27 protein-coding genes are annotated in these 25,393 nt (G+C 68.9%); 17 read left to right on the forward strand and 10 right to left on the reverse strand.

All coding sequences use genetic code 11. The features are described 5' to 3' along the window. Positions 1-18: 18 nt before the first annotated feature. From ACIG5A_RS12280 to ACIG5A_RS12325, 10 genes are all read left to right on the forward strand, one after another. Entirely contained in the window at positions 19-375 is a 357-nt protein-coding gene (locus tag ACIG5A_RS12280; RefSeq protein WP_397240226.1) for a hypothetical protein, read from the forward strand. Between the two features lie 19 nt (positions 376-394). Continuing rightward, on the forward strand, positions 395-1,324 hold the full coding sequence (locus tag ACIG5A_RS12285; protein ID WP_397240227.1) for an SGNH/GDSL hydrolase family protein: 930 nt from the start codon (positions 395-397) through the stop codon (positions 1,322-1,324). A 3-nt stretch (positions 1,325-1,327) separates the two neighbouring features. Further along, complete coding sequence (locus tag ACIG5A_RS12290; protein ID WP_397240228.1) at positions 1,328-2,575, forward strand: acyltransferase family protein; 1,248 nt, start codon at positions 1,328-1,330, stop codon at positions 2,573-2,575. Between the two features lie 44 nt (positions 2,576-2,619). Beyond that, complete coding sequence (locus tag ACIG5A_RS12295; protein WP_397240229.1) at positions 2,620-3,486, forward strand: alpha/beta fold hydrolase; 867 nt, start codon at positions 2,620-2,622, stop codon at positions 3,484-3,486. Further along, a complete protein-coding gene (locus ACIG5A_RS12300) occupies positions 3,473-4,102 on the forward strand; it encodes a TetR/AcrR family transcriptional regulator (protein ID WP_397240230.1) in 630 nt (209 codons plus the stop codon). Before ACIG5A_RS12295 ends, ACIG5A_RS12300 begins: the two co-directional genes overlap by 14 nt. A gap of 42 nt (positions 4,103-4,144) precedes the next feature. Beyond that, a complete protein-coding gene (gene recO / locus ACIG5A_RS12305) occupies positions 4,145-4,909 on the forward strand; it encodes a DNA repair protein RecO (RefSeq protein ID WP_397240231.1) in 765 nt (254 codons plus the stop codon). A gap of 90 nt (positions 4,910-4,999) precedes the next feature. Further along, the gene (locus ACIG5A_RS12310; protein WP_397240232.1) at positions 5,000-5,827 is read left to right on the forward strand and encodes an isoprenyl transferase; all 828 of its coding nucleotides are present in this window, start codon (positions 5,000-5,002) and stop codon (positions 5,825-5,827) included. Beyond that, complete coding sequence (locus ACIG5A_RS12315) at positions 5,824-6,255, forward strand: YbjN domain-containing protein (protein WP_397240233.1); 432 nt, start codon at positions 5,824-5,826, stop codon at positions 6,253-6,255. The genes ACIG5A_RS12310 and ACIG5A_RS12315 overlap by 4 nt, the downstream gene beginning before the upstream one ends. A gap of 364 nt (positions 6,256-6,619) precedes the next feature. Then, entirely contained in the window at positions 6,620-7,801 is a 1,182-nt protein-coding gene (locus ACIG5A_RS12320) for a sensor histidine kinase (protein ID WP_397240234.1), read from the forward strand. A 12-nt stretch (positions 7,802-7,813) separates the two neighbouring features. Continuing rightward, complete coding sequence (locus ACIG5A_RS12325) at positions 7,814-8,419, forward strand: response regulator (RefSeq protein WP_397240235.1); 606 nt, start codon at positions 7,814-7,816, stop codon at positions 8,417-8,419. A 58-nt stretch (positions 8,420-8,477) separates the two neighbouring features. Here ACIG5A_RS12325 and ACIG5A_RS12330 read toward each other — a convergent pair whose 3' ends face one another. Beyond that, a complete protein-coding gene (locus tag ACIG5A_RS12330) occupies positions 8,478-9,092 on the reverse strand; it encodes a TetR/AcrR family transcriptional regulator (protein WP_397240236.1) in 615 nt (204 codons plus the stop codon). A gap of 101 nt (positions 9,093-9,193) precedes the next feature. Here ACIG5A_RS12330 and ACIG5A_RS12335 point away from each other — a divergent pair, with 101 nt between their 5' ends. Next, positions 9,194-10,171: a hypothetical protein gene (locus tag ACIG5A_RS12335; RefSeq protein WP_397240237.1), complete on the forward strand. Its 978-nt coding sequence runs from the start codon at positions 9,194-9,196 to the stop codon at positions 10,169-10,171. A gap of 79 nt (positions 10,172-10,250) precedes the next feature. Here ACIG5A_RS12335 and ACIG5A_RS12340 read toward each other — a convergent pair whose 3' ends face one another. The 4 genes from ACIG5A_RS12340 to ACIG5A_RS12355 form a co-directional block, all read right to left on the reverse strand. After that, positions 10,251-11,183: a hypothetical protein gene (locus ACIG5A_RS12340; RefSeq protein ID WP_397240238.1), complete on the reverse strand. Its 933-nt coding sequence runs from the start codon at positions 11,181-11,183 to the stop codon at positions 10,251-10,253. Between the two features lie 88 nt (positions 11,184-11,271). Further along, positions 11,272-11,721 carry a Fur family transcriptional regulator gene (locus ACIG5A_RS12345; RefSeq protein ID WP_397240239.1) on the reverse strand — a complete coding sequence of 150 codons (450 nt, stop codon included), beginning with the start codon at positions 11,719-11,721 and terminating at the stop codon, positions 11,272-11,274. A gap of 3 nt (positions 11,722-11,724) precedes the next feature. Beyond that, positions 11,725-12,072, reverse strand: a complete 348-nt coding sequence (locus tag ACIG5A_RS12350) for an ArsR/SmtB family transcription factor (RefSeq protein WP_397240240.1) — start codon at positions 12,070-12,072, stop codon at positions 11,725-11,727. 79 nt (positions 12,073-12,151) lie between these two features. Beyond that, positions 12,152-13,108 carry a hypothetical protein gene (locus tag ACIG5A_RS12355; protein ID WP_397240241.1) on the reverse strand — a complete coding sequence of 319 codons (957 nt, stop codon included), beginning with the start codon at positions 13,106-13,108 and terminating at the stop codon, positions 12,152-12,154. Positions 13,109-13,397: 289 nt separating this feature from the next. Between ACIG5A_RS12355 and ACIG5A_RS12360 the strand changes: the two genes are divergently transcribed. Next, complete coding sequence (locus ACIG5A_RS12360; RefSeq protein WP_397240242.1) at positions 13,398-14,789, forward strand: glycine--tRNA ligase; 1,392 nt, start codon at positions 13,398-13,400, stop codon at positions 14,787-14,789. Between the two features lie 49 nt (positions 14,790-14,838). Here ACIG5A_RS12360 and ACIG5A_RS12365 read toward each other — a convergent pair whose 3' ends face one another. Continuing rightward, positions 14,839-15,243, reverse strand: coding sequence for a DUF1707 domain-containing protein (locus tag ACIG5A_RS12365; protein WP_397240243.1), 405 nt, complete (start codon positions 15,241-15,243; stop codon positions 14,839-14,841). A 103-nt stretch (positions 15,244-15,346) separates the two neighbouring features. On the opposite strand from ACIG5A_RS12365, the gene ACIG5A_RS12370 reads away from it, so the two are divergent. Next, complete coding sequence (locus ACIG5A_RS12370; protein WP_397240244.1) at positions 15,347-16,267, forward strand: NADP-dependent oxidoreductase; 921 nt, start codon at positions 15,347-15,349, stop codon at positions 16,265-16,267. A gap of 80 nt (positions 16,268-16,347) precedes the next feature. On the opposite strand, the gene ACIG5A_RS12375 is transcribed toward ACIG5A_RS12370, so the two are convergent. Next, on the reverse strand, positions 16,348-16,965 hold the full coding sequence (locus ACIG5A_RS12375) for a TenA family protein (RefSeq protein WP_397240245.1): 618 nt from the start codon (positions 16,963-16,965) through the stop codon (positions 16,348-16,350). Positions 16,966-17,132: 167 nt separating this feature from the next. Between ACIG5A_RS12375 and ACIG5A_RS12380 the strand changes: the two genes are divergently transcribed. Both ACIG5A_RS12380 and ACIG5A_RS12385 read left to right on the forward strand, forming a co-directional pair. Further along, positions 17,133-18,416, forward strand: a complete 1,284-nt coding sequence (locus ACIG5A_RS12380) for an acyltransferase (RefSeq protein WP_397240246.1) — start codon at positions 17,133-17,135, stop codon at positions 18,414-18,416. A gap of 87 nt (positions 18,417-18,503) precedes the next feature. After that, the gene (locus ACIG5A_RS12385; RefSeq protein WP_397240247.1) at positions 18,504-19,955 is read left to right on the forward strand and encodes a molybdopterin-dependent oxidoreductase; all 1,452 of its coding nucleotides are present in this window, start codon (positions 18,504-18,506) and stop codon (positions 19,953-19,955) included. 38 nt (positions 19,956-19,993) lie between these two features. Here the strand turns inward: ACIG5A_RS12385 and ACIG5A_RS12390 are convergent, their stop codons facing one another. Next, positions 19,994-20,809 carry a MerR family transcriptional regulator gene (locus tag ACIG5A_RS12390; RefSeq protein ID WP_397240248.1) on the reverse strand — a complete coding sequence of 272 codons (816 nt, stop codon included), beginning with the start codon at positions 20,807-20,809 and terminating at the stop codon, positions 19,994-19,996. A gap of 48 nt (positions 20,810-20,857) precedes the next feature. Beyond that, a complete protein-coding gene (locus tag ACIG5A_RS12395; protein WP_397240249.1) occupies positions 20,858-22,840 on the reverse strand; it encodes a TPM domain-containing protein in 1,983 nt (660 codons plus the stop codon). Between ACIG5A_RS12395 and ACIG5A_RS12400 the strand changes: the two genes are divergently transcribed. Further along, complete coding sequence (locus ACIG5A_RS12400; RefSeq protein ID WP_397240250.1) at positions 22,823-23,548, forward strand: MBL fold metallo-hydrolase; 726 nt, start codon at positions 22,823-22,825, stop codon at positions 23,546-23,548. The two genes, ACIG5A_RS12395 and ACIG5A_RS12400, sit on opposite strands and share 18 nt — an antisense overlap. A 58-nt stretch (positions 23,549-23,606) precedes the next feature. On the opposite strand, the gene ACIG5A_RS12405 is transcribed toward ACIG5A_RS12400, so the two are convergent. Beyond that, a complete protein-coding gene (locus tag ACIG5A_RS12405; RefSeq protein ID WP_397240251.1) occupies positions 23,607-24,485 on the reverse strand; it encodes an NAD(P)-dependent oxidoreductase in 879 nt (292 codons plus the stop codon). Between the two features lie 218 nt (positions 24,486-24,703). Here ACIG5A_RS12405 and ACIG5A_RS12410 point away from each other — a divergent pair, with 218 nt between their 5' ends. Continuing rightward, a complete protein-coding gene (locus ACIG5A_RS12410) occupies positions 24,704-25,390 on the forward strand; it encodes a YdcF family protein (RefSeq protein ID WP_397240252.1) in 687 nt (228 codons plus the stop codon). The last annotated feature ends 3 nt before the right edge of the window (positions 25,391-25,393 follow it).

Here is a 25,393-nt window from a genome sequence, read left to right on the forward strand (position 1 = left end):
GGACAGGAGTAGTCACGTATGAACAAGACCAGGATCTCGGCCGCGCTCGCGGCGGCGGCGCTGTCCGCCGTCATGCTCGCGGCCTGCGGCGACAACCAGAGCTCGCCTGCGCCCGCCACCACGGCGCCCGCGGCGACGACCGTCACCGCCACCTCCTCCGAAGCGCCCAAGGCGCCGGTAACCACCACGGCCACAACGGAACTCGCGCCACCGCCACCCGCACCCGCACCCGCGCCGGAGCCGACGGCCGCGCCGCAGCCACCCGCGCCGCCGAAACCGGCGCCGCAGCCACCCGCTCCGCCCAAGCCCGAGCCCGCGAAACCCGAACCGCCGAAGCTGCCCGATCCCGGTTTCGAACCCAAGCCCGGCTACTGACCCATCCGATGAGGACCCCATGAGTAAATCCCTGCGCAACCGCGCGCTCGCGGCGGCCGCGCTGGCCGCCGCCGTGCTCCCGGCCGTCGCGACGCCGGCGACCGCCGCACCGGCCGGTGGCAAATCCGTTGTGGTGCTCGGTGATTCGTTCAGCGCGAACGGCGATATCGCCGCCGCGCTGGAGAACGCCTCGCCCAACGCCAAACCGGACTGCTCGCACAGCCCGACCTCGTGGCCGACCCAGCTCGCCGGGAAACTCGGTCTCGAGGGCACGGCCGATTTCGCCGACCTGTCCTGCCGCGGCGCCTCTTTGGTGAGCGGGCCGGGCTTCACCCTCGCGCATCAGGCCCGTAATGCCGACGCGGACGGTGCTTTCGGCCCCGCCACTAGAACCGTGCTCATCCAGTCCGGTCTCAACGACACCTGGGGCGAGAACTCGGTGCGGCTGCGTCAGACGCTGCTCAACTGCGTGCTCGACATCGTGCGCGGCTGCGGTCCCGAGGCGGCGGCCGAGGGGCGGGCCACCGACTGGCGCGGCATCACCGGCCAGCAGTACGCCGACCGGATCCGCCCGGTCGTGGAGTACGTGCGCTACTACGCGCCCAACGCGCGCATCGTGCTCGTCGGCTACCCGGAGATGAACCGGCCCGGCCAGCAGCAGTGGTGCATCGATGTGCTCGGCATCGGTTCCATCGTGCAGACCAGGGCGGGTTCGGCGATCGAGCTGTGGGACCGGATCGACGCGGCCCAGCGCGCGGCCGCCCAGCAGCTCGGCCTCGAATTCTTCGACGCCAAGGCGGTGACCGCCGGGCACGGCCTCTGCTCGCCGGAGCCGTGGCTGGCCGGGATCCTCGATCCGCGCAGTGAGCTGATGGGCACCCCGGTGCATCCGTCGGCGCACGGTGACGGCGTGGTCGCCGGCGCGCTACAGCGGATGATCGCGGGCTGATCCATGGTCGGGGTGGCATCGGCGGGGGAGCGGACGGACCTGCGCGACATCGATCGGCGCAGGCCCGCGCTGCCGTCGCTGACCGGCGCGCGGTGGTGGGCGGCGTTCGCGGTATTCCTGTTGCACGCCTTGGTTTTCCTGCCGGTGTACCCGTTCCAGAAGTCCGAACTGTTCCGTGCGATCCATCAGCTGGTGCCGATGCAGCTCGGCGCGGCGGGCGTGACGTTCTTCTTCGTGCTGTCCGGATTCATCATCTACTGGTCGTTCAAGCCGGGCAGTTCGGTGCCGCGGTTCTACTGGCGGCGGGTGCTGAAGATCTATCCGACGCATCTGATCGCCGCCGCGGTCTTCGTGCTCGCCGCGAGCGTGCCGCTGCACCGGCTGGTGCTCTGGGTGCCGAACGTGCTGCTCCTGCACACTTGGGTGCCCAAATGGACGACGGTCGGCGGGCTGAACGTGCCGAGCTGGTCGCTGTGCTCGGAGATACTGTTCTACTTCAGTTTTCCGCTGCTCGTCCCGCTGGTGCGCCGGATACCGGGCGAGCGGCTGTGGTGGTGGCTGACCGGGCTGTTCGTGCTGATTCTGTTGCTGCACACCGCGTACTACCTGTGGGTGCCGGGACCGAAGGGCATCGCGAACGCCTTCGCGCCGCGCCTGGTCCCCGGTGACAGCTCGCCGTTCTACGAACTGCACGCCTCGCAGGCATGGTTCCGCCAGGCGGATATCCCGGTGTCACCGGCCTATTGGCTGAGCTACGACTTCCCGCTGTCGCGGCTGCCCGAGTTCTTTCTCGGCGTGCTCGCCGCGCGGCTGGTGCTCGAGGGGCGCTGGCAGCTGACGCGGATCGCCTGGCCGCTCGCCGCGCTGGCCGCCGCCTACGCGCTGACCTGGGTGACGCCGGTCAACTACAAGATGTCGGCACTGCTCGTCGCGCCGATGACGGCGGTGGTCGCCACGCTGGCCGCGCGCGATCTTGCGGGGATGGGCGGGCTGAACGCCACCCCGCGCATGGTGTGGCTCGGCAACATCTCCTATGCCTTCTATCTGATCCAGTTCCCGGTGATGGTGCTGGTCACCCGATTCCTGATCGGCGGCAAGCAGTTCGGGTTCCTCGGCTGGCTCGGTTTCGCGGTGCTGAGCCTGGTCGCCTCGGTGGTCGCCGCGGCGGCGATCTACCACTGGGCCGACGATCCGCTGATGCGCAACTTCACCGGGCGGCGCACGACTTCCGCTGTGCCGCAACCGAAATGACCGCGAACCCCGCACACTGGTAGATACCGATCTCAGGAGGGCAGATGGAACTCAGTACTTCGCTCGGCACCCCGCACGATATCGATCTCCCCGGCGGCCGAATCCGCTACTACGACACCGGATCCGGCGCGCCGATCGTGTTCGTGCACGGGCTGCTCGTCAACGCGAACCTGTGGCGCAAGATGGTGCCGTCCATCGCCGCGGCCGGATACCGCTGCCTCAGCCCGGACTGGCCGCTCGGCGCGCATTCGATTCCGATGCCCGACGCGGATCTGACCGCGACCGGTATCGCGGACCTGATCGCGGCGTTCCTGGAGCGGCTCGACCTGACCGATGTGACCATCGTCGCCAACGACACCGGTGGTGCTATCACTCAGGTTCTGTTGTCCCGCAACCGCACTCGCATTGGGCGTGTGGTGCTCGCGTCGGTGGACTGCTACGACAGGTACCTGCCGCCGCCGTTCACCATCCTGCCGCCGGTCGCGCGGATTCCCGGTTCGCTGCGCCCGGTGACCGAAATGCTGCGCCTGCGGGCGCTGCAGAAGACGCCGCTGGTACTCGGCTGGGTCGCCAAACATCCGGTGCCGCACGACATCATCGACTCGTACCTGCTGCCCAGCCGCGAATCCGCGGCGATCAGGGCGGATCTGCGCCGGTTCCTGAAGACGGCGAACCGCGGGTACACGCTGGCGGCGGCGGAGCACTTCAAGGAGTTCGACCTGCCGATCCTGCTGGCGTGGGCCCGCGACGACAAGCTGTTCCCGATCCGCTACGCACAGCGTCTTGCCGACGAATTGCCCAATGCCACATTGCGATTCATCGAAGACTCGTATACCGCGAGTCCCGAGGATCAACCCGAGTTGCTCACCGAGCTGATTCTGGAGTTCACTCGAATGCATGCTGCGCCGTAGTCAAGAAGACCGATCCAGGGAAACCAGAAAAGTGCTGGAGCAGGCGGGCAGGCGGCTGTTCACCGAACACGGCTTCGCCGCCGTATCCGCCGAGGAGATCGTGGCCGCCGCGGGTGTCACCCGCGGCGCGCTGAACTATCAGTACGGCGACAAGCGCGGCCTGTTCCTCGCCGTGCTCGATCGGCTGGAACAGGACAACGCCGCCGAGATCGAGGCCGCGCTCGCCACCGCGCCGCAACCCACCGACCTGCTCGGCACCATGACGCTCGGCCTCGGCCTGTTCCTGAAGATCTGCCAGCGCCCCGAGATGGCACAGATCGGACTGTCCGACGCACCGTCGGTGCTCGGCTGGCAGGCGTGGCGCGAATTCGAGGCCCGCCACGGCCTCGCCCTGATCACCGCCCAGCTCGAGGCCGCCGTCGCGGGCGGCCTCGTCCTCGGCGCCCGCATCCCGGTCCTGGCCCAACTGCTGCTCAGCGCGGTCACCGAGGCGGGCATGATGGTCGCCAACGCCGCCGACCAGGACACCGCGCGTGCCGAGGCGGAGGAGGCGTTGCTGGTCCTGATCAAGGGCATCCTGGCGCCCGCGGGCGAACCCTCCGGCGCGGCGGGCTAGCGTCCGGCGGCCGATGTCGGGACGGCGTGGGAGGATGTCCCGGTGCGTTTGTATCGGGATGAGGCGGTCGTGGTTCGCCAGCACAAGCTGGGGGAAGCGGATCGTATCGTCACGCTGCTGACGCGGCAGCACGGATTGGTGCGCGCGGTGGCCAAGGGGGTCCGGCGGACCAAATCGAAATTCGGCGCGCGGCTCGAGCCGTTCTCCTATATCGATGTGCAACTACATCCGGGGCGGACGCTGGACGTCGTCACCCAGGTGCACACGGTGGAGGCGTTCGCCTCCGACATCATCGACGACTACGGGCGCTACACCACCGGATGCGCGGTACTGGAGACCGCCGAGCGACTGGCCGGTGAGGAGCGGGCGCCCGCGCCGCGACTGCACGCGCTGACCGCGAGCGCGCTGCGCGCGATCGCCGCCAAACAGCGGCCGCACGAACTGATCCTCGACGCATACCTGTTGCGCGCCATGGGTTTCGCGGGCTGGGCGCCCGCGCTGGACGAATGCGCGCGCTGCGCGACACCCGGCCCGCATCGGGCCTTCCACGTCGCCGCGGGCGGCGCGGTCTGCGTGCACTGCCGCCCGCCCGGCGCGGCCACACCCGCCGCCGGGGTCCTCGACCTGCTCATCGCGCTGCTCAAAGGTGAGTGGGAGTACGTCGAGGCCGTGCCCGATGCCGCGCGCAGGCAGGCCAGCGGGCTGGTCGCCGCGCATCTGCAGTGGCACCTCGAACGGCAACTGCGCACGCTGCCGCTGATCGAGCGTTCGCCCGCCCTGCGGCCCACCGCCGGTCGCGTCGGCTGAAGACCGCGGCCGCCGCAGGGTGTGCGTGGTTTGTGGAGGAGTTGTGAAAGTCCGTGGCCTCGTCTCGGCGGCGTCCGCGCATCGGGCAGGATGGAGGCCGTGATTCTCCGCCGTGACTCCGGGAACAGGTCGAACAGCGCGACGTCCGAGAGGCCCCGCACCGTTCGCCCGCCGTCGCCGCATCCCTCGGGGGCGCGGCCGCCGCAGCTGCCGCCGGAACTGGTGCCCAATCACGTCGCGCTGGTGATGGACGGCAACGGGCGCTGGGCGCAGGAGCGCGGACTACCGCGCACCGCGGGACACGAGCGCGGCGAAGCGGTGCTGATGGACACGGTCGAAGGCTGCATCGAAATCGGGGTGAAGTGGATTTCGGCCTACGCCTTCTCCACCGAGAACTGGCGGCGCAGCCCGGAGGAGGTGCGCTTCCTGATGGGATTCAACCGCGACGTCATCCGGCGCCGCCGCGACGAGATGAACGAGATGGGCGTGCGGGTGCGCTGGGCCGGGCGGCGACCGCGGCTGTGGCGCAGCGTGATCAACGAGCTCGAGGTCGCCGAGGAACTCACCAAGGACAACTCGGTGCTCACCCTCACCATGTGCGTCAACTACGGTGGGCGCGCCGAAATCGCCGACGCGGCAAGGGAAATCGCGCGCCGGGTGGCGGCGGGCGAGCTCGACCCGGAGAAGGTCACCGAGGCGACGGTTGCGCAGTACATGGACGAACCGGATATGCCCGACGTCGACCTGTTCCTGCGCCCGTCCGGCGAATTCCGCACCTCGAACTTCCTGCTGTGGCAGTCCGCGTACGCCGAATACGTCTTCCAGGACACCCTGTTCCCCGATTTCGACCGGCGCAATCTGTGGGACGCCTGCCTCGCGTACGCTGCGCGTGACCGCCGCTTCGGCGGCACCAAATGAACGGCGGCACGGATATGGACGCTGCGGTGACACCCGCCGAGGAACTCCAGGCACGCGCGGGCGCGAGCCTGTCGCTCTACGACGTCGTCGTCCGCGTCGACACCGACGGCTCGCTCGGCTTCGAATACGAGGGCGCGCTGTGCTCGCTGCGCGCGGTGAACCTCGCGCCCGGCCTGGACGTGCTCACCCTGACCTGCGTGCTGGCCTGGGACCGCCCGGTGAAACCGCAGCTGCACAAGCGAGTCGCCGAGCGCAACAACGAAGTTCAGTTCGGTTCGCTCACCGTCATCCGGCACGGCGATCTGGCCGACGTCATCATGCGCTACACCTTCCCCGGCGCGGGCCTCGACGATCAGGCGCTGGCCACCATGCTGCTACTGGTGCTCTCGGGTGCGGGCCGCGCCAGGCAGGGACTGCTCCTGCCGTGACAGATGTCATGGCGGGGTCATGACAGGCGTGCGGGGTGTGCTCGGTGCGCTTGCGTGATTGTTGAGTCATGACCTGTGCCTCGTCGTCACCGGTGCTGCCTTGCCGGTGCACCGGGCGACAACCCGCTGAACGGGAAGTGCCGTGGATGGCGGCGCGGGCTTCGGTAGCGTCGCTGTCCGTGATCGATCACTGCGAACCGAACCGGTGTCACGGGGGTGCTCTGCCCGTGCGCCGGGGGCCAGGACGGTGTGTCGTGGGCGTGACGTCCGGGTTCGCGGATCTCCGGTGTGCGGCCGTGGTGCTTGTCCATCGCGCATTCGATGTCGACCGGGTTGACCGGTCCGGAATGCGAGGCGGGCAGTCATGGGGGTGGTGACCTCTGGATTCGCCGATCTCCGGCGCGCGGCCGCCGCATTCGTCTACCGCGCATTCGGTATCGACCGGGTGGACGCGTCCGGTGTGCGGCGCGGGTGGTTCGGGGCGATCATGGCCGCCGCGTGGCTGGCCTACCTGATCGGGCCGATCATCGACCGATGGACCGGTGGCCAGGAACTGCGGGCGGCGCTGACGGCGCTGTGCGTGCTCGGTTTCGGCGCGTTGATCGTGGTGGCGTTCATCGTCTTCCGGCGACCCGATTGGGAGGATTTGGATGTGCCCGGCGCGCCCGACCGGCGGGTCTGGGTGCTGCTCGCGATCATGTCCGCGCTCAGCGTCGCCATCATCGCGCTCGTCGGTGTGGCGGGACTGCCGACCACCATCTACATCGCGGCGGTGGCGGTGTTCACGCTGCCGACGTGGCAATCCGGCTCCGTCGTCGCCGCGGTCGCCATCGGACTGGTGGTGCTTCCGCTGACCGTTCCCGGCTGGCAGGGCAGCGGGCTGCCGTTCTATCTCGCGTTCATCCCGGTGGTGATCTGGCTGTTCAGGGAGATAGGTATCCGCGGGAGCAGGCTGCAAGCGCTGGCCAGGCATCAGCGGACCGAGCTCGCCCTGGTCGAGGAGCGTAACCGGGTGGCCCGTGACGTGCACGATATCCTCGGCCACTCGCTGACCGTCATCACCGTGAAAACCGAACTGGCGCAACGGCTCATCGATATCGACATCGACCGCGCGCGGACCGAGCTCGCCGACGTCGAACGGTTGGCGCGCGAGGCGCTTGCCGGTGTCCGCGATACGGTGGGCGGCCTGCGCGAGGTGACGCTGCGCGGCGAACTCGCCAATGCCGCAAGCGCATTGGCCGCCGCCGATATCGCCGCCGAGCTACCGGACCCCGCCGAGCTGCCCGCCGACAGTGAACTGTTCGGCTGGGTGCTGCGCGAAGCGATCACGAATGTGGTGCGCCACAGCGCCGCCCGGCACTGCACGGTCATCGTCACCGCGACCACCATCGAGATCGCCGACGACGGCCGCGGCATGACGAAAGGCGCAGGTTCCGGACTGTCCGGGCTGCACGAACGAGTCAGAGCGGCCGGCGGCACGTTGACGCTGTCCGCGCCGGGAGGAGGCGGAGTTCGTGTTCTCGCTACTGTGCCCGGGACGAAGTAGGAGGGTGCGTAGATGATCCGGTTGCTGCTCGCCGATGACCAGGCGCTGGTGCGTGGTGCGCTGGCCGCGCTGCTCGGGCTGGAGACCGATCTCGAGGTGGTCGCCGAGGTCGGGCGCGGTGACGAGGTGCTCGACGCCGTCGCGCGCACCGAGCCGGATGTGGTGCTGCTCGACGTGGAAATGCCCGGCCTGGACGGGATCACGGTCGCCGGGCGACTGCACGCCGCACATCCGGACGTCCGCATCCTGATGGTCACCACCTTCGGCCGACCCGGCTACCTGCGCCGTGCGATCGACGCGGGCGCGAGCGGATTCGTCGTCAAGGACACTCCGGCACGCGAGCTCGCCGACGCGGTCCGTCGCGTCCAGATGGGCTTGCGTGTAGTCGATCCCGCGCTGGCCACCGAAACCCTCACCACCGGTACATCACCGCTGACCGCCAGGGAACGCGAAGTCCTCACCGCGGCCGCCGACGGTGCGACGGCAGGCACCATCGCCAAGCAGCTGCACCTCTCGGAAGGCACTGTCCGCAACCACCTTTCGTCGGCGATCGGTAAGACGGGCACCAGCACTCGCGCGGAAGCAGTGCGCGCCGCCGAACGCCTCGGCTGGCTCTGACGTCCGAACGCGCCAGCGAGGCACTCGCCGAGCCCGTGGACAGCCGCGAAAGTGTCCGCTAGGCAGGGTGCTTCGCGTGCTCGCCGTAGGGGATCAGGGTGCGGACGCCGCGGGCCAGGTCCTCGGCGGCGAGGTCGCCGATGATCAAGTGCTGCAAGAGGAATCCGGGCAGCAGGCCGACCAGCGCCGCGGCCACCGCGTCCAGATCGGCGTCGGCGGGGAGCCAGCCGACCTCGACCATGCGCTCCGCGTACGCACGCCAGCGGTCACGCATGGCGAGGATGGCTCCCTTGACGTACTGGCCCGCCTCGGGATTGACCAGGGCCAGCGCCCACGCCTGCGGGGCAAGCCGCACCCGGCCATCCGGTCCGCTGTTCGCGATCACCTCGTCGGCTATGACGGTGACGAGTTCGGCGGGTGTCGGCAGCCGATCGGCGTTGATCGCCGCGTCCATCTTGGCCCGCAGCTGCACCGTTGTCTGCGCGGCCAGCGCCGCGATCAGGTCGTTCTTGCTCTTGAAGTAGCGGTAGACCGCGCCGGCGGACAGGCCGGATTCGGCGAAGACGTCCTGCATGGAGGTCTCGTGGAAACCCTTGCGCGCGAAGCACAGTTGTGCGGCATCCAGGATCTGCTGCTTGCGGCGTTCCAGGTGTTCCTCGCTGACTCGTGGCATGACTCCAAAATAAAACGAATGACCGTTCTTGACAACACTTCGGGCTCGTGCGACGGTGAGGACGTCGAAAAAGAACGAACATTCGATTTACGGAGATGGACATGAACACCACGCAGCGGGCGCTCGCCGTCGGTATCGGAGCGGCCCTGCTCCAGGCACTGATGCTGATCGCATTCGCCTGGCCCGCAGCCAATATCGAGCCACGTGACCTGCCGATCGCGGTCACCGGACCACAGGCCGCCATGGTCGCCGACAAGCTGGCTCAGCACAGTCCCGGCGCCTTCGAGATCACCAACCCCGCCGACGAATCCGCCGCGCGCGCCGCCATCGAGGACCGAAAGGTGTACGGCGCCATCGTCACCGGCGACGGCGCGCCACGCGTGCTCACCGCCTCCGCGGCCAGTCCCGCTGTCGCACAACAGCTCACCGCCATCGCCCAGCAGTTGTCCGGCGCACCGGCCGCCCGCGTCGAGGACGTGGTCGCCGCCGACAGCGACGATCCGCGCGGCTCCGCCTTCGGCGCGATGGTGCTGCCGCTGGTGATGTCCGGCATCGCGGCGGGAGTCCTACTGAGCCTGCTGATTCCGGCTTCCGGCGCCAAGCTGGTCGGCCTCGCGGGCTTCGGCATCACCGGTGGCCTGCTCAGCATGGCGATCATCCAGGGCTGGATGTCCGTGGTGCCGGGCAACTACCTGGTGCTCGCCGCGGTCGCGGGCCTGGTCTCGGTCTCGGTGTCCGGCACGGTCGCGGGCCTGTCGAGCGCAATCGGCAAGGCGGGCATCGGCATCGCCGCCCTGACCATGCTCCTGATCGGCAACCCTTTCTCCGCCGCAACCTCGGCCCCGGAACTGCTGCCGCAGCCCTGGGGCGCCATCGGCCAGTACCTCCCGCCCGGCGCCGCGGCCTCGCTCCTGCGCTCCGTCGCCTTCTTCGACAACGCCGCCGCCACCAAACCCCTTGTCATCCTTCTGATCTGGGTGGCCGCCGCCCTGGCCCTCCTTGCCGTCGGCGCCCTCCGCAACCGTCCGACCCCGCCCGCCCCGGCCCCGGCGCGAACCCGGGAACTGGTCACCGCCTGACCTGCGCCACCCGGAAACCGAAGGCCACCAGCACCGCTCTGCCGGGGTGCTGGTGGCCTTCGCGGGTGTTTCGTGGTCGTCAGCCGACGGTGAACGGGAGGGTGGGGGCTTGGCCCTCGCCCTTTTTGGCATCGTAGGTCAGGGTGAACTGGCCGGTGCCGGGAGCGGGGACCAGGAAGACGGCGAAGTCCTTTGAGTTGTCGATGGTTTCGTTGCGGTCGAGCAGTTCGTTGATCGGGCCGCGGATGTCGGCGACCACGTGCTGCCCGTCGGGGGTCTGCACCGAGAAGTACTCGTAGAAGATGTTGGTGCCGCCCGCGGAGATGCCGGAGCCGCCGATGAACTTCACGTGCAGCGCCAGCTCGTACTTGCCGCGCTCGTTCTTGGTGTAGCTCGGAGTGAGTGTGGCACCGGTGATTTCGACGGTCGTCTGATCCTGCACCAGCTTGCCGGTGATGTTCAGCGTCTTGGGCTGCACCGTCTCCACCGCGGCCCCGGCCTTGACCGGAATCTTGGTCTGGTTGTCCGAAGCCTGCCCGTAGACCACGGTGAACTGGTCGAGCAGCCGCTCGGGATCGTTGACCTGCTTGAGCGAGGTGGTCACCGTTCCGGTGGCCGAACCCTTACCGGGCACGGTCGGATTGTCGAAGCCGGCCGAGGTATCGGCGGCGGTGCCGAACTGCAAATAGTTGTTGGCGGTGAGGGTTTTGTTCTCGGTCGTCAGGTTCTTGTAGGTGATATCGACGACCAGCTTGCCCCCGCCGCTTTCGCTCGGCACGATCGTCGCCTTGTCGACGGTGATCTCGAAGCCCTCGTACCAGCCGGTCTTGCCGACGGCGCGCACCGTCGCCTGACTGCCGGACTTGGGATTCTGCCCCGCCGCGCTGCTCGCGGCCGGGGCCGTCGATGACGCCGCGGGTACGGAGTCCTTGTCGTTGCATGCCGTCATGAACATCGTGGACAGACCGATCAGCGCCGTCGTGCCGATGGCGGTCATGAGTTTGGATCGCACGTTGCCTCCCAGAAGATTTGCTTTCCCCACTTGTGCGGATTCGCAGTGAAATCTTCGTGGCTCGGCGCGGTGTTAACCAGGGATCGGATCAGATCGCGGCACGGTCGGGCGTGGCGCGCCCGGCTCTGCCGCAATCGCGGCAGGTGCCGAAAACCTCCATCGTGTGGCTGACATCGGTGAAACCATGTTCGCCCGCAATGGATTCCGCCCACGCCTCGACGGTCGGCCCCTCGACCTCGACGGTGCGCCCGCAGTGCCTGCAGACCAAATGGTGATGGTGTCCGCTGGAACACTGGCGGTACACCGACTCGCCCGAATCGGTGCGCAGCACGTCGACCAGGCCCGCGTCGGCCAGCGATTGCAGCGTCCGGTAGACCGTGGTCAGCCCGATGCCCTCGCCGCGGCGGCGCAGTTCGTCGTGCAGTTCCTGGGCGGAACGGAATTCGTCGATGTCACCGAGCAGCGCGGCGATCGCGCTGCGCTGCCTCGTACTACGGACACCAACGGGTTTCGATGGAACAACCGTTTTGTCTGGCACGAATCACCCTTCCTCGGCATGCGCGACGGCATCGACGACGATATGCGCCAGGTGATCGTCGACGAGTTCGTAGAGCACCTCGCGGCCCGACCGTTCCCCGTGCACGACGCCCGCGGATTTGAGGATGCGCAGATGCTGGCTGACCAGCGGTTGGGTGACACCGAGCGCATCGACGAGCTCGTGCACGCAGCGCGGCGATTCCCGCAGCTGCAGCACGATGGCGATGCGGACGGGGGCCGCCAGGGCGCGCAACAGCTCGCCCGCGTCCTCCAGCACGGCGCGCGCGGGTACTTGCGCGGGCCCGGGGGACCGATACGGGTTGTGCGAATGGACGGGCGCCTCGGCGGTCATCGGAACCAACTCCTTATTGGAAAGCGATCCCATTTTGATATGCATAATTGCGCATGTCAAACCCGTCCTCGGCGCGTCGCTACAGACAGCCGTTCTCGGTGGGGATCGGGATGTCCGGGTTGAAGTAGTCCTCCTTGTTGCGGCTCGGGGGAGTCGGGGTGCGGTCCGGGTCGCTGTAGCTCGGGGCCATGAGGCCGAGCCGCGCCTGGGCGCAGTTGACGGCGTAGCGGTGGCCGCGGCCGGGCCCGAACCAGATGCCCGCCGATCCGGCGCGATACTTCGGGTCGTCGATCAGCCGGTATTCGAGTTCCTGGCGTGCGACGACCACGATGTCCATCGGCCCGCGCAGCCGCTTGGGATCGGCCACGTCGAAGGCGTAAGCGACGATGTAGTTCGTCCGGATCGTGAGCTCACCCTTGTCGTTGATGATCGGGGTCATCGAGCCTTTGATACGCGGCAGCACCGGCAGCAGGTGGAAACCGTCGGTGATCCACGGCCACAGCCAGTTCGTATCCGCTTCCTTGCCCGGCGCGAGCTTCTGGCGGATCATGTCGGCCTGGCCCGGCGCCAGCTGCGCGAGCACCGGTTCCGGATCGTGCTTCTCGAGTGCGACGGGATCCATGCGCGCGCTCAGGATCACCTGCTTGACCCGCCCCATGAACTCGCCGACCTGCTCGGCGGAGTAGGGGCCGACCGGCACCGCGGGCGGCGGCTCGATGCCCGCTTCGCCCTCGCGCCACATCGCCGCGGGCGTGCCGCCGTAGGGCCGGGTCAGGTCGACCTTCGCCGTCTCGTCGAGGGTCGGCGTCAGCGCGGAGGCCGATGCCGAATTATTCGGCGTACCGGCATCGAATCCGCCGCGGGCGAACCACACCGCCGTCGCCGCCGTGATCGCCACCAGCACGAGCACCAGCGGATTGGTGATCACCCGCCGGATCCGCCAGCGCCATGCCGCCCGCCGGTACCTGCGCTTGGCGCGCTTCTCCGCGTCGCGCGCCCAATCGTCGTCGAACAATCTGTCCGGAAACTCGTCCATCGTCCCCCGCAAAAACTGACTCACCGATGTTCTACATCAATCGTTCATCCTCGCAGCCGGTTGGGGGGCGTGCATCGGCGCGCGGGCCAAATCGGGGGCGGCCCGTCCTGCCAGTCGGCGCAGGCGGCGGCGCCACGTCGCGGCGGTCGGTCACCGGCCGGTCGTTGCCGCAGTAGTGCGGTGCAAATCCGCTGGACCCGAGCCGATAGTCTGGAGGCACTTGCTCGTAGTGGCTACAAGTCGTGTCGTCACTACACAATCCGACTCGCAGTGGATGGAGAACTCTCGCGTGGCACCCAAGTCGAAGGTGGACACCGTTGCCAACCTCGCCAAGCGCCGGGGTCTGGTGTACCCGTGCGGTGAGATCTACGGAGGCACCAAGTCGGCATGGGACTACGGTCCGCTCGGTGTCGAGCTCAAGGAGAACATCAAGAAGCAGTGGTGGCGCGCGATGGTCACCAGCCGCGAGGACGTCGTCGGCCTCGACTCGTCGGTGATCCTGCCGCGCCAGGTGTGGGTCGCCTCCGGCCACGTCGGCGTGTTCAACGACCCGCTGGTCGAATGCCTGAACTGCCACCACCGCCACCGGCAGGACCACCTGCAGGAGGCGTACGCGCTCAAGCACAAGATCGATGACCCGGACACGGTCACCATGGATCTCGTCGTCTGCCCCGACTGCGGCACCGTCGGCCAGTGGACCGAGCCGCGCGACTTCAACATGATGCTCAAGACCTACCTCGGCCCGATCGAATCCGAGGAGGGCCTGCACTACCTGCGCCCGGAAACCGCGCAGGGCATCTTCGTGAACTTCGCCAACGTGATGACCACCGCGCGCAAGAAGCCGCCGTTCGGTATCGCACAGATCGGCAAGAGCTTCCGCAACGAGATCACCCCGGGCAACTTCATCTTCCGCACCCGCGAGTTCGAGCAGATGGAGATGGAGTACTTCGTCAAGCCCGGCGAGGACGCGGAATGGCACAAGTACTGGATCGAGACCCGCTTCTCCTGGTACACCGACCTCGGCATCAACGCGGACAATCTGCGGCTCTACGAGCACCCGAAGGAAAAGCTGTCGCACTACTCGGCGGGCACCACCGATATCGAGTACCGCTTCGGCTTCCAGGGCAACGAGTGGGGTGAGCTCGAGGGCATCGCCAACCGCACCGACTACGACCTGAAGACGCATTCGGAGCATTCGGGCACCGACCTCAGCTACTTCGATCAGACCACCAACGAGCGCTACACGCCGTACGTCATCGAACCGGCGGCCGGCCTCACCCGTTCGCTGATGGCGTTCCTGGTCGACGCCTACGCCGAGGACGAGGCGCCGAATGCCAAGGGCGGCGTTGACACTCGCACCGTGCTGCGCCTGGACCGCAGGCTGGCGCCGGTCAAGGCGGCGGTACTCCCGTTGTCGCGCAACGCCGATCTGACGCCGAAGGCGAAAGACCTTGCGGCACAGCTGCGCCGGAACTGGAACGTGGAGTTCGACGACGCGGGCGCGATCGGCCGCCGCTACCGCCGCCAGGACGAGATCGGCACCCCGTTCTGCATCACCGTCGACTTCGACACGCTCGAGGATCAGGCGGTCACCATCCGTGAGCGCGATTCGATGACCCAGGAGCGGATCGCCCTGGACAAGGTCGAGGGCTACCTGGCCCAGCACCTCATCGGTTCTTGACCGGTTGGGATGATGCGGCTCGCGGATTGATGCGGGCCGCACAACTCGCTCAACGGCGTTCGGGCGGTGCGCTCGGCCGGCCGACGAGGACACCGATCGCGGTGGGAATGAGCAGGGCACAGCCCCACGGCACCGCCACCCAGAAGGGCCAGAAGTATCCGGCGCCGGTCGCCAGCCAGATGGTCAGGCACAGCACGTTGACCGCGGCCCACGGGATCCACATGATGACGACCCACTGCGGTACCCGCTTGTCCGGTACGCGCGAGCGGCCCCGCTGCGCGGGCAGATCCGACAGCAGCGGCGTCAGCTCACCGTAAGTCTTGGCCTGGTAGGCCAATTGCAGTCGCTGGTCGTATTCGTGCAGGGACAACCTGCCGTCGTCCATGGCCCTGCGTAGTTGTTCGACGATCTTCTCGCGATCCGCATCGGATGCGCGCAGCATGTCCTCACCCACGGTGTCAGCTTAAGTCGTCGGACCGCGGGTGAGCAGCCCCGCGAAATATTCGGCAGTGCCCGGCCGTTGTGTGCTCTAGGTCACCGAGCGGGAGGAAGCGGATATGGCAAGAGCGGTCAGGTTCGAGCGCTACGGGGGGATCGAGGAATTGCGAGTCGTCGAGGTACCGACGCCGACGGCGGGGCCGGGACAGGTGGTCGTCGAGGTGGTCGTGGCCGGAACCAATCCGGGGGAGGCCAAGGTTCGCGAGGGCATGTTCGCCGAGCGCTGGCCCGCCACCTTTCCCTCCGGCCAGGGTTCCGACTTCGCCGGGCGGATCGCGGAGGTCGGCGCCGGGGTCGAGAACTTCCAGGTCGGCGACGAGGTGCTCGGCTGGACCGATGAGCGGGCCGCCCAGACGACCCACGTCGCCGCGCCCGCGGGACAGGTGACGCCGAAACCGGCCGGGCTGTCCTGGGAGATCGCGGGCGGCCTGTGGGTCGCGGGCACCACCGCGGTCGGGGCGACCCGTGCGGTCGGGGTGAAGGCCGGTGAGACGGTCGCCGTGTCCGGCGCCGCAGGCGGGGTGGGTTCCATTGCGGTGCAACTGCTCCGGCGTGCGGGCGTGCGCGTCATCGGGATCGCGAGCGCGGGCACCCACGACTGGCTGCGATCCTTCGGCGTGATTCCGGTGGCCTACGGCGACGGGCTGATCGACCGGATCCGCGCGGCCGCGCCGGACGGTATCGATGCCTTCGTGGACACCTACGGCTTCGGATATGTCGAACTGGCACTGGAACTCGGCATCCCGGTGGACCGCATCGACACCATCAGGGACTGGGACGCCGCCGCGAAGTACGGCGTGCAGGTCGACGGCAATGCCGCGGGCAGCTCCGTCGAAGCACTGGCCGAACTCGCCGCCTCCGCCGCCGCGGGCGAACTGGAGATCCCCATCGCCGCGGTTTACCCGCTGGACAAGGTCCAAGAGGCCTACCGCGAACTCGAGCAGCAACACACCCACGGCAAAATAGTCCTGCGCCCCTAGGACTTTCGCCGAGCGCAGCCGAATGGCCGTGCGACACGCCGTTCTGGACGGCCATTCGACTGCGCTCGACGGAAGAAGCCTTAGCGGGGCACGTTCCAGAAGTCGAGTTCGTGGCGCATGCCCGCGAGGAAGAGGTGTTCGGCACGGGTGGGATCTCCGCCCGCCTCGTCGAGCATCTGGGCGCAGCGCCGGGTCAGGGCGGCGAAGCCGGGGTCGGCGTAGGTGTCGACCCAGCGGCGGTAGCGCGGATCGGCGGGTGGGTTCTTCGCCAGGATCGCGCCCAGCGTCGAATAGCCCCACATGCACGGGTACAGCGCGGCGAGACCGTCGGCGTAGGACGCGGCGGAGTCGAGCAGGAACGCCGTATACGCCTGGCACGGTGCGCCTTTCGTGGCGCCGTCGAGGTCGGCGCCGAATTCGGCGGCCAGCGAGCGGTGCAGCGACAGCTCCTCGTGATAGGTGGCGTGGGCCAGATCCACCAGATCGCCGAGGTGGGCCGCGGGCGCCTGCCAGGCCAGGCGGGTGAATACGCGCACGTAGTCGAGCAGGAACAGATAGTCCTGTTCGAGCCAGGAGCGGAACACCGGTTCGGGCAGCTCGCCGCTCGCGATGCCCGCCACCGTCGGATGGGCCAGTTGTTCGTCCACCAGGGGACGGCCGATTTCCTCCAGGCGTGCGGAAAGACTGGAAAGACTCACTGAACCGCCGCCTCGGGACGCGACCCCTTGTGCGTCGGGGGCGTGCGGTAGGCGGTTCGAGCGGGTTCACGCCAGGCTGCTGGATGCTCACTCATGGTGAGCAGTCTCTCGTACCCAGAACGGGTCTGGGATTGCGCCCCGGACGGTGTTGCCGCACGCTTGCGCATGTGTGGTGGCAAGAAAACGATGCGGTGCGCGATCTGGCACCGTCGGAGGAACGGTTCGTACGGCACGGGACCTACACGGGTCGCTCCGTTGTGATCGAGGGCACGGTCGATGAGGCGGCGCTCGGCGCGGCGTTCGACGCGCTGCAGCGCGAGTATCCGGTGGTGACCTGCCGGATCGGTGAGGACAGGCGGGGCAGGGGCCATCTGCTGCGTCCCGGCCGCGCCGTGATGGGCATGCAGACCGGCCACGGCGACGCGGAGACCATCCGAATCCCTTCCGGGCCCGCCGATCCCGGCACGCAGCTGGCGTATCTGGATGTGGTGTTCGCGGATTCGGGGCAGACGCGGCTGACGCTGTTCGTCCACCACGCCGTCGCGGACGCGGGCCACTGCGTCGCGCTGCTGAGCCGATTGTGGGAGCACTACACCGATTACGTCGAGACGGGCACGACAACCGTTGTGCCGCAGGGCCACCCGAAATCACTGGAGTGGTACTCGGCGGATCACGGCATCCTGCGCGGCGCGGTGTCGAGCTTCGAGGACGTCATCCGCCCGTTGCCGTCGACACCGGTCGTCCCGATCAGCAATGCCGCCGCTCCGGCCGCGCTGGTCCGCCCGCACCGCACGGTGCTCGACCGCGTGGCGACGGCGCGCATCGTCGACCTCGCCCGCCACCACGAAGTCACCGTCAACGGTCTGGTCACGGCCGCGCTACTACGCACCTTCGCCGCCGAAAAAGCCAATGCCGCAGGCGTTCCGGTCAATGTCGGCTGCCTATATCCGGTCGACATGCGCGCTCGTCTCGACCCGCCGGTGCCCGCCGCCGCAGGCACCAATATGGCGGGCCTCGCCTCCTTCTCCGCCGATATCGCGCCCACCGCCGATCGCATCGAGCTGGCCAGGCGGATCTCCGCGAAACTGCGCCACGATCTCGCCGAGGGCATCGTGCAGCAATCGGTACTGCACTTCCCCGACTTCTACGGCCCGCACCCGCTGCACTCGCTGGCCGGGCACGTCGCGATCACCAACACCGGCCGCGTCCCCGCCTTCCGCACCCCGCGGGGCATCACCCTCGCCGACTACGAGATCGTCTACCTCTCCGCCCATCCCAGGCCATCGACCGGACCCTCGGCCGCCGTCACCTTCCTCGTCTACACCTTCGACGGCCACCTCACCGTCGGCATCCTCGGCGCCGCCGCGGCACGGCTGCTCGGCTCGGTCGAGGCCGAGCTGGCGTCGCTGTCCACCGAATCGCTGGAAGTCGAAGGCCGCCGCTCGGCCTGACCAGGGTGAAACCGGCTGTGCCCTGCCCCTGTTCGTGGAGAATGCTGGGAGAGCAGCACGATCAGGGTGAAAGCGGGTGTGCCAACGGTGCGTACCAATCGGGACCAGAGACGACGCGGGGGACTCGGTGCGGCCGCGGTCGGCGTCGCGGCACTCGGGGTGGGCGAGGCGATCGCCGCGGCCTCGGGTGATTCGCTCATCGACACCATCGGGCGGGCGGTGACCGATATCGCGCCGGTGCCGGTGGTCGAGGCGGCGGTCGAAGCGGCGGGGCGCAACGACAAAGCGGTCACCCGGGCCATGATCGGTGTGGGCGTGGTCGCCTCGGCGCTCGGCCTGGGCGCGCTGCCCGATCGGGTGCGCACCGCGGCGGTCGCCGCGGCGGGCGCGGGCGGTGGTGCGCTGGCACTGCGGCAAGCGACGCGCTCGGGCACCGCGCTCGCGGGTGCGACCGCCGCGGCCGCGGTGCTCGATGCCGGGCTGCGGCGGCGGCCGCGCGGTCTGTTCGGCGCGCTGGTTTGGGCGGGCGCGGGGATCGGCCTGCTCGCCGCGGCACGGCGCGGCCAGCGGGAACAGGAGCGCAGGCAGCAGGAGCTGGTGCGCACCGTCGGGCCGATGGGCACGCTCGGCGTCGTACCCGAGGACGGTCTGGAGGACGAGCCAGGGCTCGCGCCCCTGGTCACCGCCAATCACCGGTTCTACGTCGCCGACGTGAACCTGCGTCCGCCACGCATCGATCCGAATCGCTGGCGACTAGCGGTGACCGGCATGGTGGCGCATCCGCTGCGCCTCTCGCTGGCCGAATTGGCCGATGACGCGGTCGAATTCGATGCCGTCATGGTGTGCGTGCACAATCGGCCCGGCGACGGGCGGGTCGGCAATGCCCGCTGGTTCGGCGTGCCGCTGGCGAATCTGCTGAAGCACGCGATTCCGGAGCCCGGCGCGACGCGCCTGGTGACGCGCGCCGTCGACGGCTACACCATCTCGCTGCCCGTCGAACCGCTGCGCTCCGGCGAGATGGCGGGCTACCTGGTGATCGGTATGAACGGCGAACCACTCGCTCCCGCACACGGTTTCCCGGCCCGCGTCTTCGTGCCCGGCCTCTACGGCCAGTACGCGGGCGCGAAATGGCTTGCCGAACTGCGGCTCACCGACGACAGCCACGTCGACTACTGGTGGCGGCGCGGCTGGCCGCCCGGCCCGCTGTGGATTCCGCCGCAGGCCCGCATCGATGTCGCCGCCCCCGGCCGTGGCGCCGCGGGCACCGCGACCATCGCCGGTGTGGCGTGGGCGCCGCCGCACGGCGTGGCGGCCGTGGAGGTGCGCATCGACGAAGGAGATTGGCTGCCCGCCGATCTCGGCGTCGAGCTGGCCGCCCAGTCCTGGCGGCGCTGGCGGCTGACGGTTCCGCTGGCCGCGGGCGAGTACACCGTCCAGGCGCGCACCACCAGCCGCTCCGGTGAGGTGCAGGACGGCGTCGACCATCCGCCGTTCCCGACCGGCCCTGGTGGATTCCACACCGTCACCCTTCGGGTCTGAGCCGGAATCCACTGGTGGCCAGTGGATTCCGGCGCCGTTCAGACTGCCGCGATCGGTTCCTGGAGTTCGGTGACCCACCCGGCGGGGTCCTCGGTGTATTCGAGGGTGACCTCGCGCGGCGCGCCGAGTGAGCGGTAGCCGTTGGCCTCGATCCAGCGGCCTAGCACCTGCACCGATTCCAGGACGTTGTCCATGCTGCCGTGATGGACCACGGTGGCCGCCTGGACGGCGGGCAGGTCGGTGACGGTGAAGTCCTGTGCCGCACCGGGTTCGACGGTGACCGGCATGGCCGCGTGCGCGAGGATCGACCCGTCGGGCCGCTCCTCGTAGTAGGCGATGCCGGGGCCGACGGGTGCGACGGCGGCGCGTTCGAGCCGCCCGCACAATTCGGCGAACAGCGGGCCGATCACCGGGCCGATCGACGTGTGCTCGAAATCGGCCGCGACACCGGTCAATTCGGCCACCCGCAGCGCGGGCACGGATTTGATCACCACATCCTGGTCGGGCATGGCGCCCTCCTTCTCGATGATGCGGAGCCTCGTTTCGACCTGGACCAGCCGCGCGCGGTCGCCCGCGATGCGCTGTTCCAATTCGGCGCGGCGCAGCGCGAGCATGCCGCGCAGTTCCGCGCCGCCCACCTTGTCGTCGAGGATCCGCCCCACCTGCTCCAGCGTGAAGCCGAGATCCTTCAGCGCGACAATGCGATTGAGCCTGCCGAGCTGGCCCGCCTCGTAGAAGCGGTAACCGCTGGCCGCGTCGACCCGGACCGGGCGAAGCAGCCCGATCGCGTCGTAGTGGCGCAGCATGCGGACCGATACCCGTCCGTGTCTGGCGAAGTCTCCGATACTGAACATGACGACTCCTGATCTACGGCCTCACACGGTGTCAGGGTCAAGCGCCGCTCAGAACCGCCCGCCCCGGCTGATCCGCCGCGAACCGTTCGAACCGCCGTAGGAGCCCGCGCTGTAGTCGTCGGACCTGCCCCTGACCGAACCGCCCGGCCGCGCCGCGCCGCTGAGGAAGCCGTCGATGAGGATGCCGCCGAGCACCGCGCCGGAGTGCGTCATGCCGGCCCGCTTGCCCTTCTCCCATTCGCGCACGCTGGCCTGCGCCGCCGCCAGCGCCTGTCCGGCCAGGTCGGCGGCCGACATCGCATTGGTCAGCGCCTTGTCCGGTTGTTCGGCGCCGAGCTGTTCGGCCGCCTCGAGATAGCGCTGCGCCTCCGACAGGCGGGTGCGCGCCTGCGCGTCGATACCGCCACGCCGGGTGGTGAGGTAGTCGGTGGCCGCGCGCACACGCGAGCGCGCATCGGTCAGCCCCTGGTCGTAGCGGCGGCGCAGGTCCTCGGCGGCCAGTTTGCGGTCGGTGGCGGCCGCGATGGCCCGGTCCAGTTCACCGTCGGCGGTGACGGCGCTGTGCCAGGCGCCGAGCGGATCGTTGGGTGCCGACGCCGTCGCGGTATCGAGTACGGCCTGCGCGGAGGTGGCGGCCGCGGCCAATTCCGCGCCGCCATAGGTGGCCAGATCGTGCGCGGCGGCGATATCGCCGCGCAGTTCCTCGAGCACCGCGGGCAGGCCGTCGCGCGCCTGCTGGATATTCGCGGCCGCGTTGTCGACGGCGTCGAGCAGGGTGCGCGCCTGTCCGAGCGCCGCCTCCGCCGATCGGATGGCGGCGACCGCGCCGCCCTGCTGCCCGACCGGCTCGGTCAGCGCCGCGCGCCCGGCGTCGATGTTCTGCTCGGCGAAGGTGATTCGCTCCCGCGCCATGCCGACGTTGTCGCGGATCGGCGCGAGCACGCTCGCCGGATGCGCCGCGGTGAGCCTGCCGAGCTCGGCCTCCGACGCGGGAGCGCGCCCGGTGAGGTCGACCAGGTCCTGGGTGAGCCCGTCCAGGCGGGTGGGGGCGTTGATGAGCAGGTTGCGCATCTCGTCGAATTCGGCCACTCGCGCGTCGAGTTCTCGGTCGGCCCGCCCGACGGTGCTCAGCAGAGCGATCAGCAGGGTGCGCTGCTGATCGGGGGTCTCCGGAATGTTGTCGTCGAGCTGTTGCCGGATCGAAAATGCCTTGGAGGCAGCGGCTTTCGCACTGTTCACGGCGGTGGTGAACGGTGTGGTCGCGGTGGCGCCGAATTCGCTCGTCGCCAGCTCCAGCTCCTCGATACTGGTGCGCAGCGCATTGTCGATCTCCACCAGCACTTCTCGCGATCGGATGTGCAGTGCCTCGAGCGGCAGCGCGGCCAATGCGGTGGTGTCCTCCGGATTCACCTGGCGGGCCATCGCCAGTTCATCCCTGCGGCGCAGGCGAGTTCGGACGCGGGTGAACACCACGAGCCCGATGATCAGCGCCGCGATCACGGCCGCAGTGACAAGTAGCGCGCGCAGGCTGATGCCGCCGCCGCGCAGATCGCGGTCCAGTCCCTCGGCGAGTGTCGCGCCCGCCTCGGCCCATTTGCTGTCCCGCAGTGCGGGTTCCACCTCCCTGGTGAGCAGGCCGTCGAGTTCGGGACCGGTGACACCGCTCGGTAAGTCGCCGTAGAACCAGTAGTCACGATCCTCGGTCGCGATGGCAAGCAACAGATCCCGGCCGCCGAAGCCGGATTTCTTCGCCGTCTGCTCGGCCCAGGCCTGCGGACCGAGACCGGCGAAATCGCGCACGTAGACGATCCACAGCCGCACCTGCTGGTCGGCGTACAGATCGTCCACCGCCGCCCGCACCCGGTCGAGCTGCGCCCGGTCGAGCGTATTCGCGCTGTCGACGACGTAGGTGTTCAGGCGAATGGGCTGCTCGGCGGTGGCCGCGGGTGCGCCGAAGAATGCGGCGCCTGCGACAACCGCGCAGATCGCCAGCGAGGCAGACCAGCGGACGAGATGTTTCAGCGGCGGCATGGCACGAATCTATCGCGATACGATCCCACGGTGATCACCATCGATCGTCCGTACACCGGCCATGTGTCCCCCGGATCCAATCCGCAGCAGCGCGATGTGCCCGGCGCCCGGATCGTGAAGATGTCGGTCGGCGGGATGGACAACAACTGTTATCTGGTGCAGTGCACCGCCACTGGGGCGGCGCTGCTGATCGACGCCGCCAACGAGGCGGAGCGGATCGTGGAGCTGATCGCCCAGGAGACCTCGGGACGGCTCGAGTTGATTGTCACCACCCATCAACATCCGGACCACTGGTGGGGGCTCAAAGACACCGCGGCGGGCACCGGCGCGCCGACCGCCGCCCATCCGCTGGACGCGGGACCGCTGCCGGTCCTGCCGGACCGGCTGCTCGACGACGGCGACACCGTCGTGATCGGTGACCTCACCTTCGAGGTCATCCACCTGAGCGGGCACACTCCCGGCTCGATCACCCTGGCCTTCGCCGACGGTGACGGCCGCACCCATCTGTTCACCGGCGACTCGCTGTTCCCGGGCGGTGTCGGCCGGACCACCGATCCGGCCGAATTCGACAGCCTGTACACCGGTGTGACCACCAAGATCTTCGACCGCTATCCGGACGACACCGCCGTCTACCCCGGCCACGGCGACGACACCACCCTCGGCGCGGAGCGCCCGCAGCTGCCGGAGTGGCGCGCCCGCGGTTGGTAGCGTCCGGCGCATCGTTCCGGTCGCTGAACGAGCTGGCCGAGCGACCAGGGACTATGCGTTAGACGGGCCGCGCCGGTGGATTGAGCGATTCGAACATGCGCGCGGCGGAGTCGGTGCCGTGGCCCGCGGCTACCTGGCGGTCGATCAAGTTGCGCACCGCGCCGATGACGTCCAAGTCGACGCCCGCGTCGCGGCTGGTTTCGACCACGGCGTCGACGCCGGCCTTGGTGAAGTTCAGGTCCTGGATCGGGTTGGTGTAGTCGCCTTTGTCGATGTCGGCGCCGAGGTACGGCATCGACCTCGTCATCGCGGTCAGCCACGCGGCGGCCCGGTGCCCGAAATCCTCGGCGGACATGCCGACCGAGCGCACCATGGCCGCACCGTGGTAGTAGCCGGCGAACATCACGTACATGCTCGCCAGCAGGCCGAAGTCGACGGCCGAGGCGTGTCCGGCGTCGTCGCCGAAGTACTCGGCCGCGCCGAGCAGCGCCAAAGTCGTTCGGTGCGTGTCGAAGACGTGCTCGGCGCCGCTGTAGAGCACCGTCGAGCCCTGACGCCCGATCATGCCGGGGGAGGCCATGATCCCGCCGTCGAGATAGTCGGCGCCGTGCGCGGCGGCCCAGGCCGCGAGCGCGCGTGCCTGGTCCGGGGTGGTGCTGGTCAGGTTGACCACGGTCCGTCCGGCCAGTTCGGTGGCGACCGGATCGAGCACGTCGTGGACGGAGGTGTGGTCGAACAGGCAGGTCACGAGCAGGTCACCGGCCCGGACCGCGTCGGCGACCGTCGCCGCGCGCTGCGCGCCCGCGGCGACCAGCTCGTTGTCCTTGCCCTGCGTGCGATTCCAGACGGTGGTCGGGTGGCCCGCGTTCAGGAAGGCCGCGGCCAGTGCGCGGCCCATCGCGCCGAGTCCGAGTACCGTCACTGCTGTCTGCGCCATTCGTGTGCACTCCTTGGTGGTCGAGATGCCCGCAGCAGCCCAGGATGGGGGCGGTGCGGGTGAGCGAATATCGGTGTGGCGCGCCGGAATTCATTGTTCTCACCCACCCTGATCAGGGCAAGTACCTACTAATTTGTTCAGTACCTACCTTTTTGTAAGTATCGGCTCGGTGGCCCGACTGATGTCGCCACGCGATAGCGACCTGGCAGACTTGGGGAGTGAATTCGGCACTCCAGCACCCCACGGCCCGGGAACCCGGCCTGTCGCGTGGGTTCGGCGCCGGACTCGCGCGCTGGCTGCGGCGGCTGATCACCGGCACGGTGCTGATGGGGCTGGTGCTCGTCGGCGGGACCGCGTTCCGGGTGTGGCAGGTCGCCCGCATCGACGACTACACCAAGGCCGACGCGATCGTCGTGCTCGGCGCCGCGCAGTATTCCGGAACGCCGTCCACGGTGTTCGGCGCGCGGCTCGACCAGGCGTACAAGCTGTTCCGCGCCGGCGTCGCCCCGAAGGTGATCACGGTGGGCGGCAAGCAGCCGGGGGACATCTACACCGAGGCCGCCTCCGGGAAGAACTACCTGCAGTCGCTCGGCGTGCCCAGCGACAAGATCCTCGCCGTGGAGACGGGTTCCGACACGCTGCGCAGTATCGAGGCCGTCGCCACCGCGATGGCGGCGCGCGATATGTCGTCCGCGGTGCTGGTCAGCGATCCGTGGCATTCGCTGCGCACCCGCACCATGGCCAGGGACGAAGGCTTGGAGGCGTGGACCGCGCCGACGCGCACCGGCCCCGCCGTCTACACCAGGGAATCGCAGGCGCACGGCATCGCGCGGGAGACCGGCGCGCTGCTCTGGTATCAGCTCACCCACTTCTCGGCCGACTTCAAATACACAGCGGGGCAGTGAGAT

Source organism: Nocardia sp. NPDC052566 (genome assembly GCF_044547285.1).
Taxonomy (GTDB): domain Bacteria; phylum Actinomycetota; class Actinomycetes; order Mycobacteriales; family Mycobacteriaceae; genus Nocardia.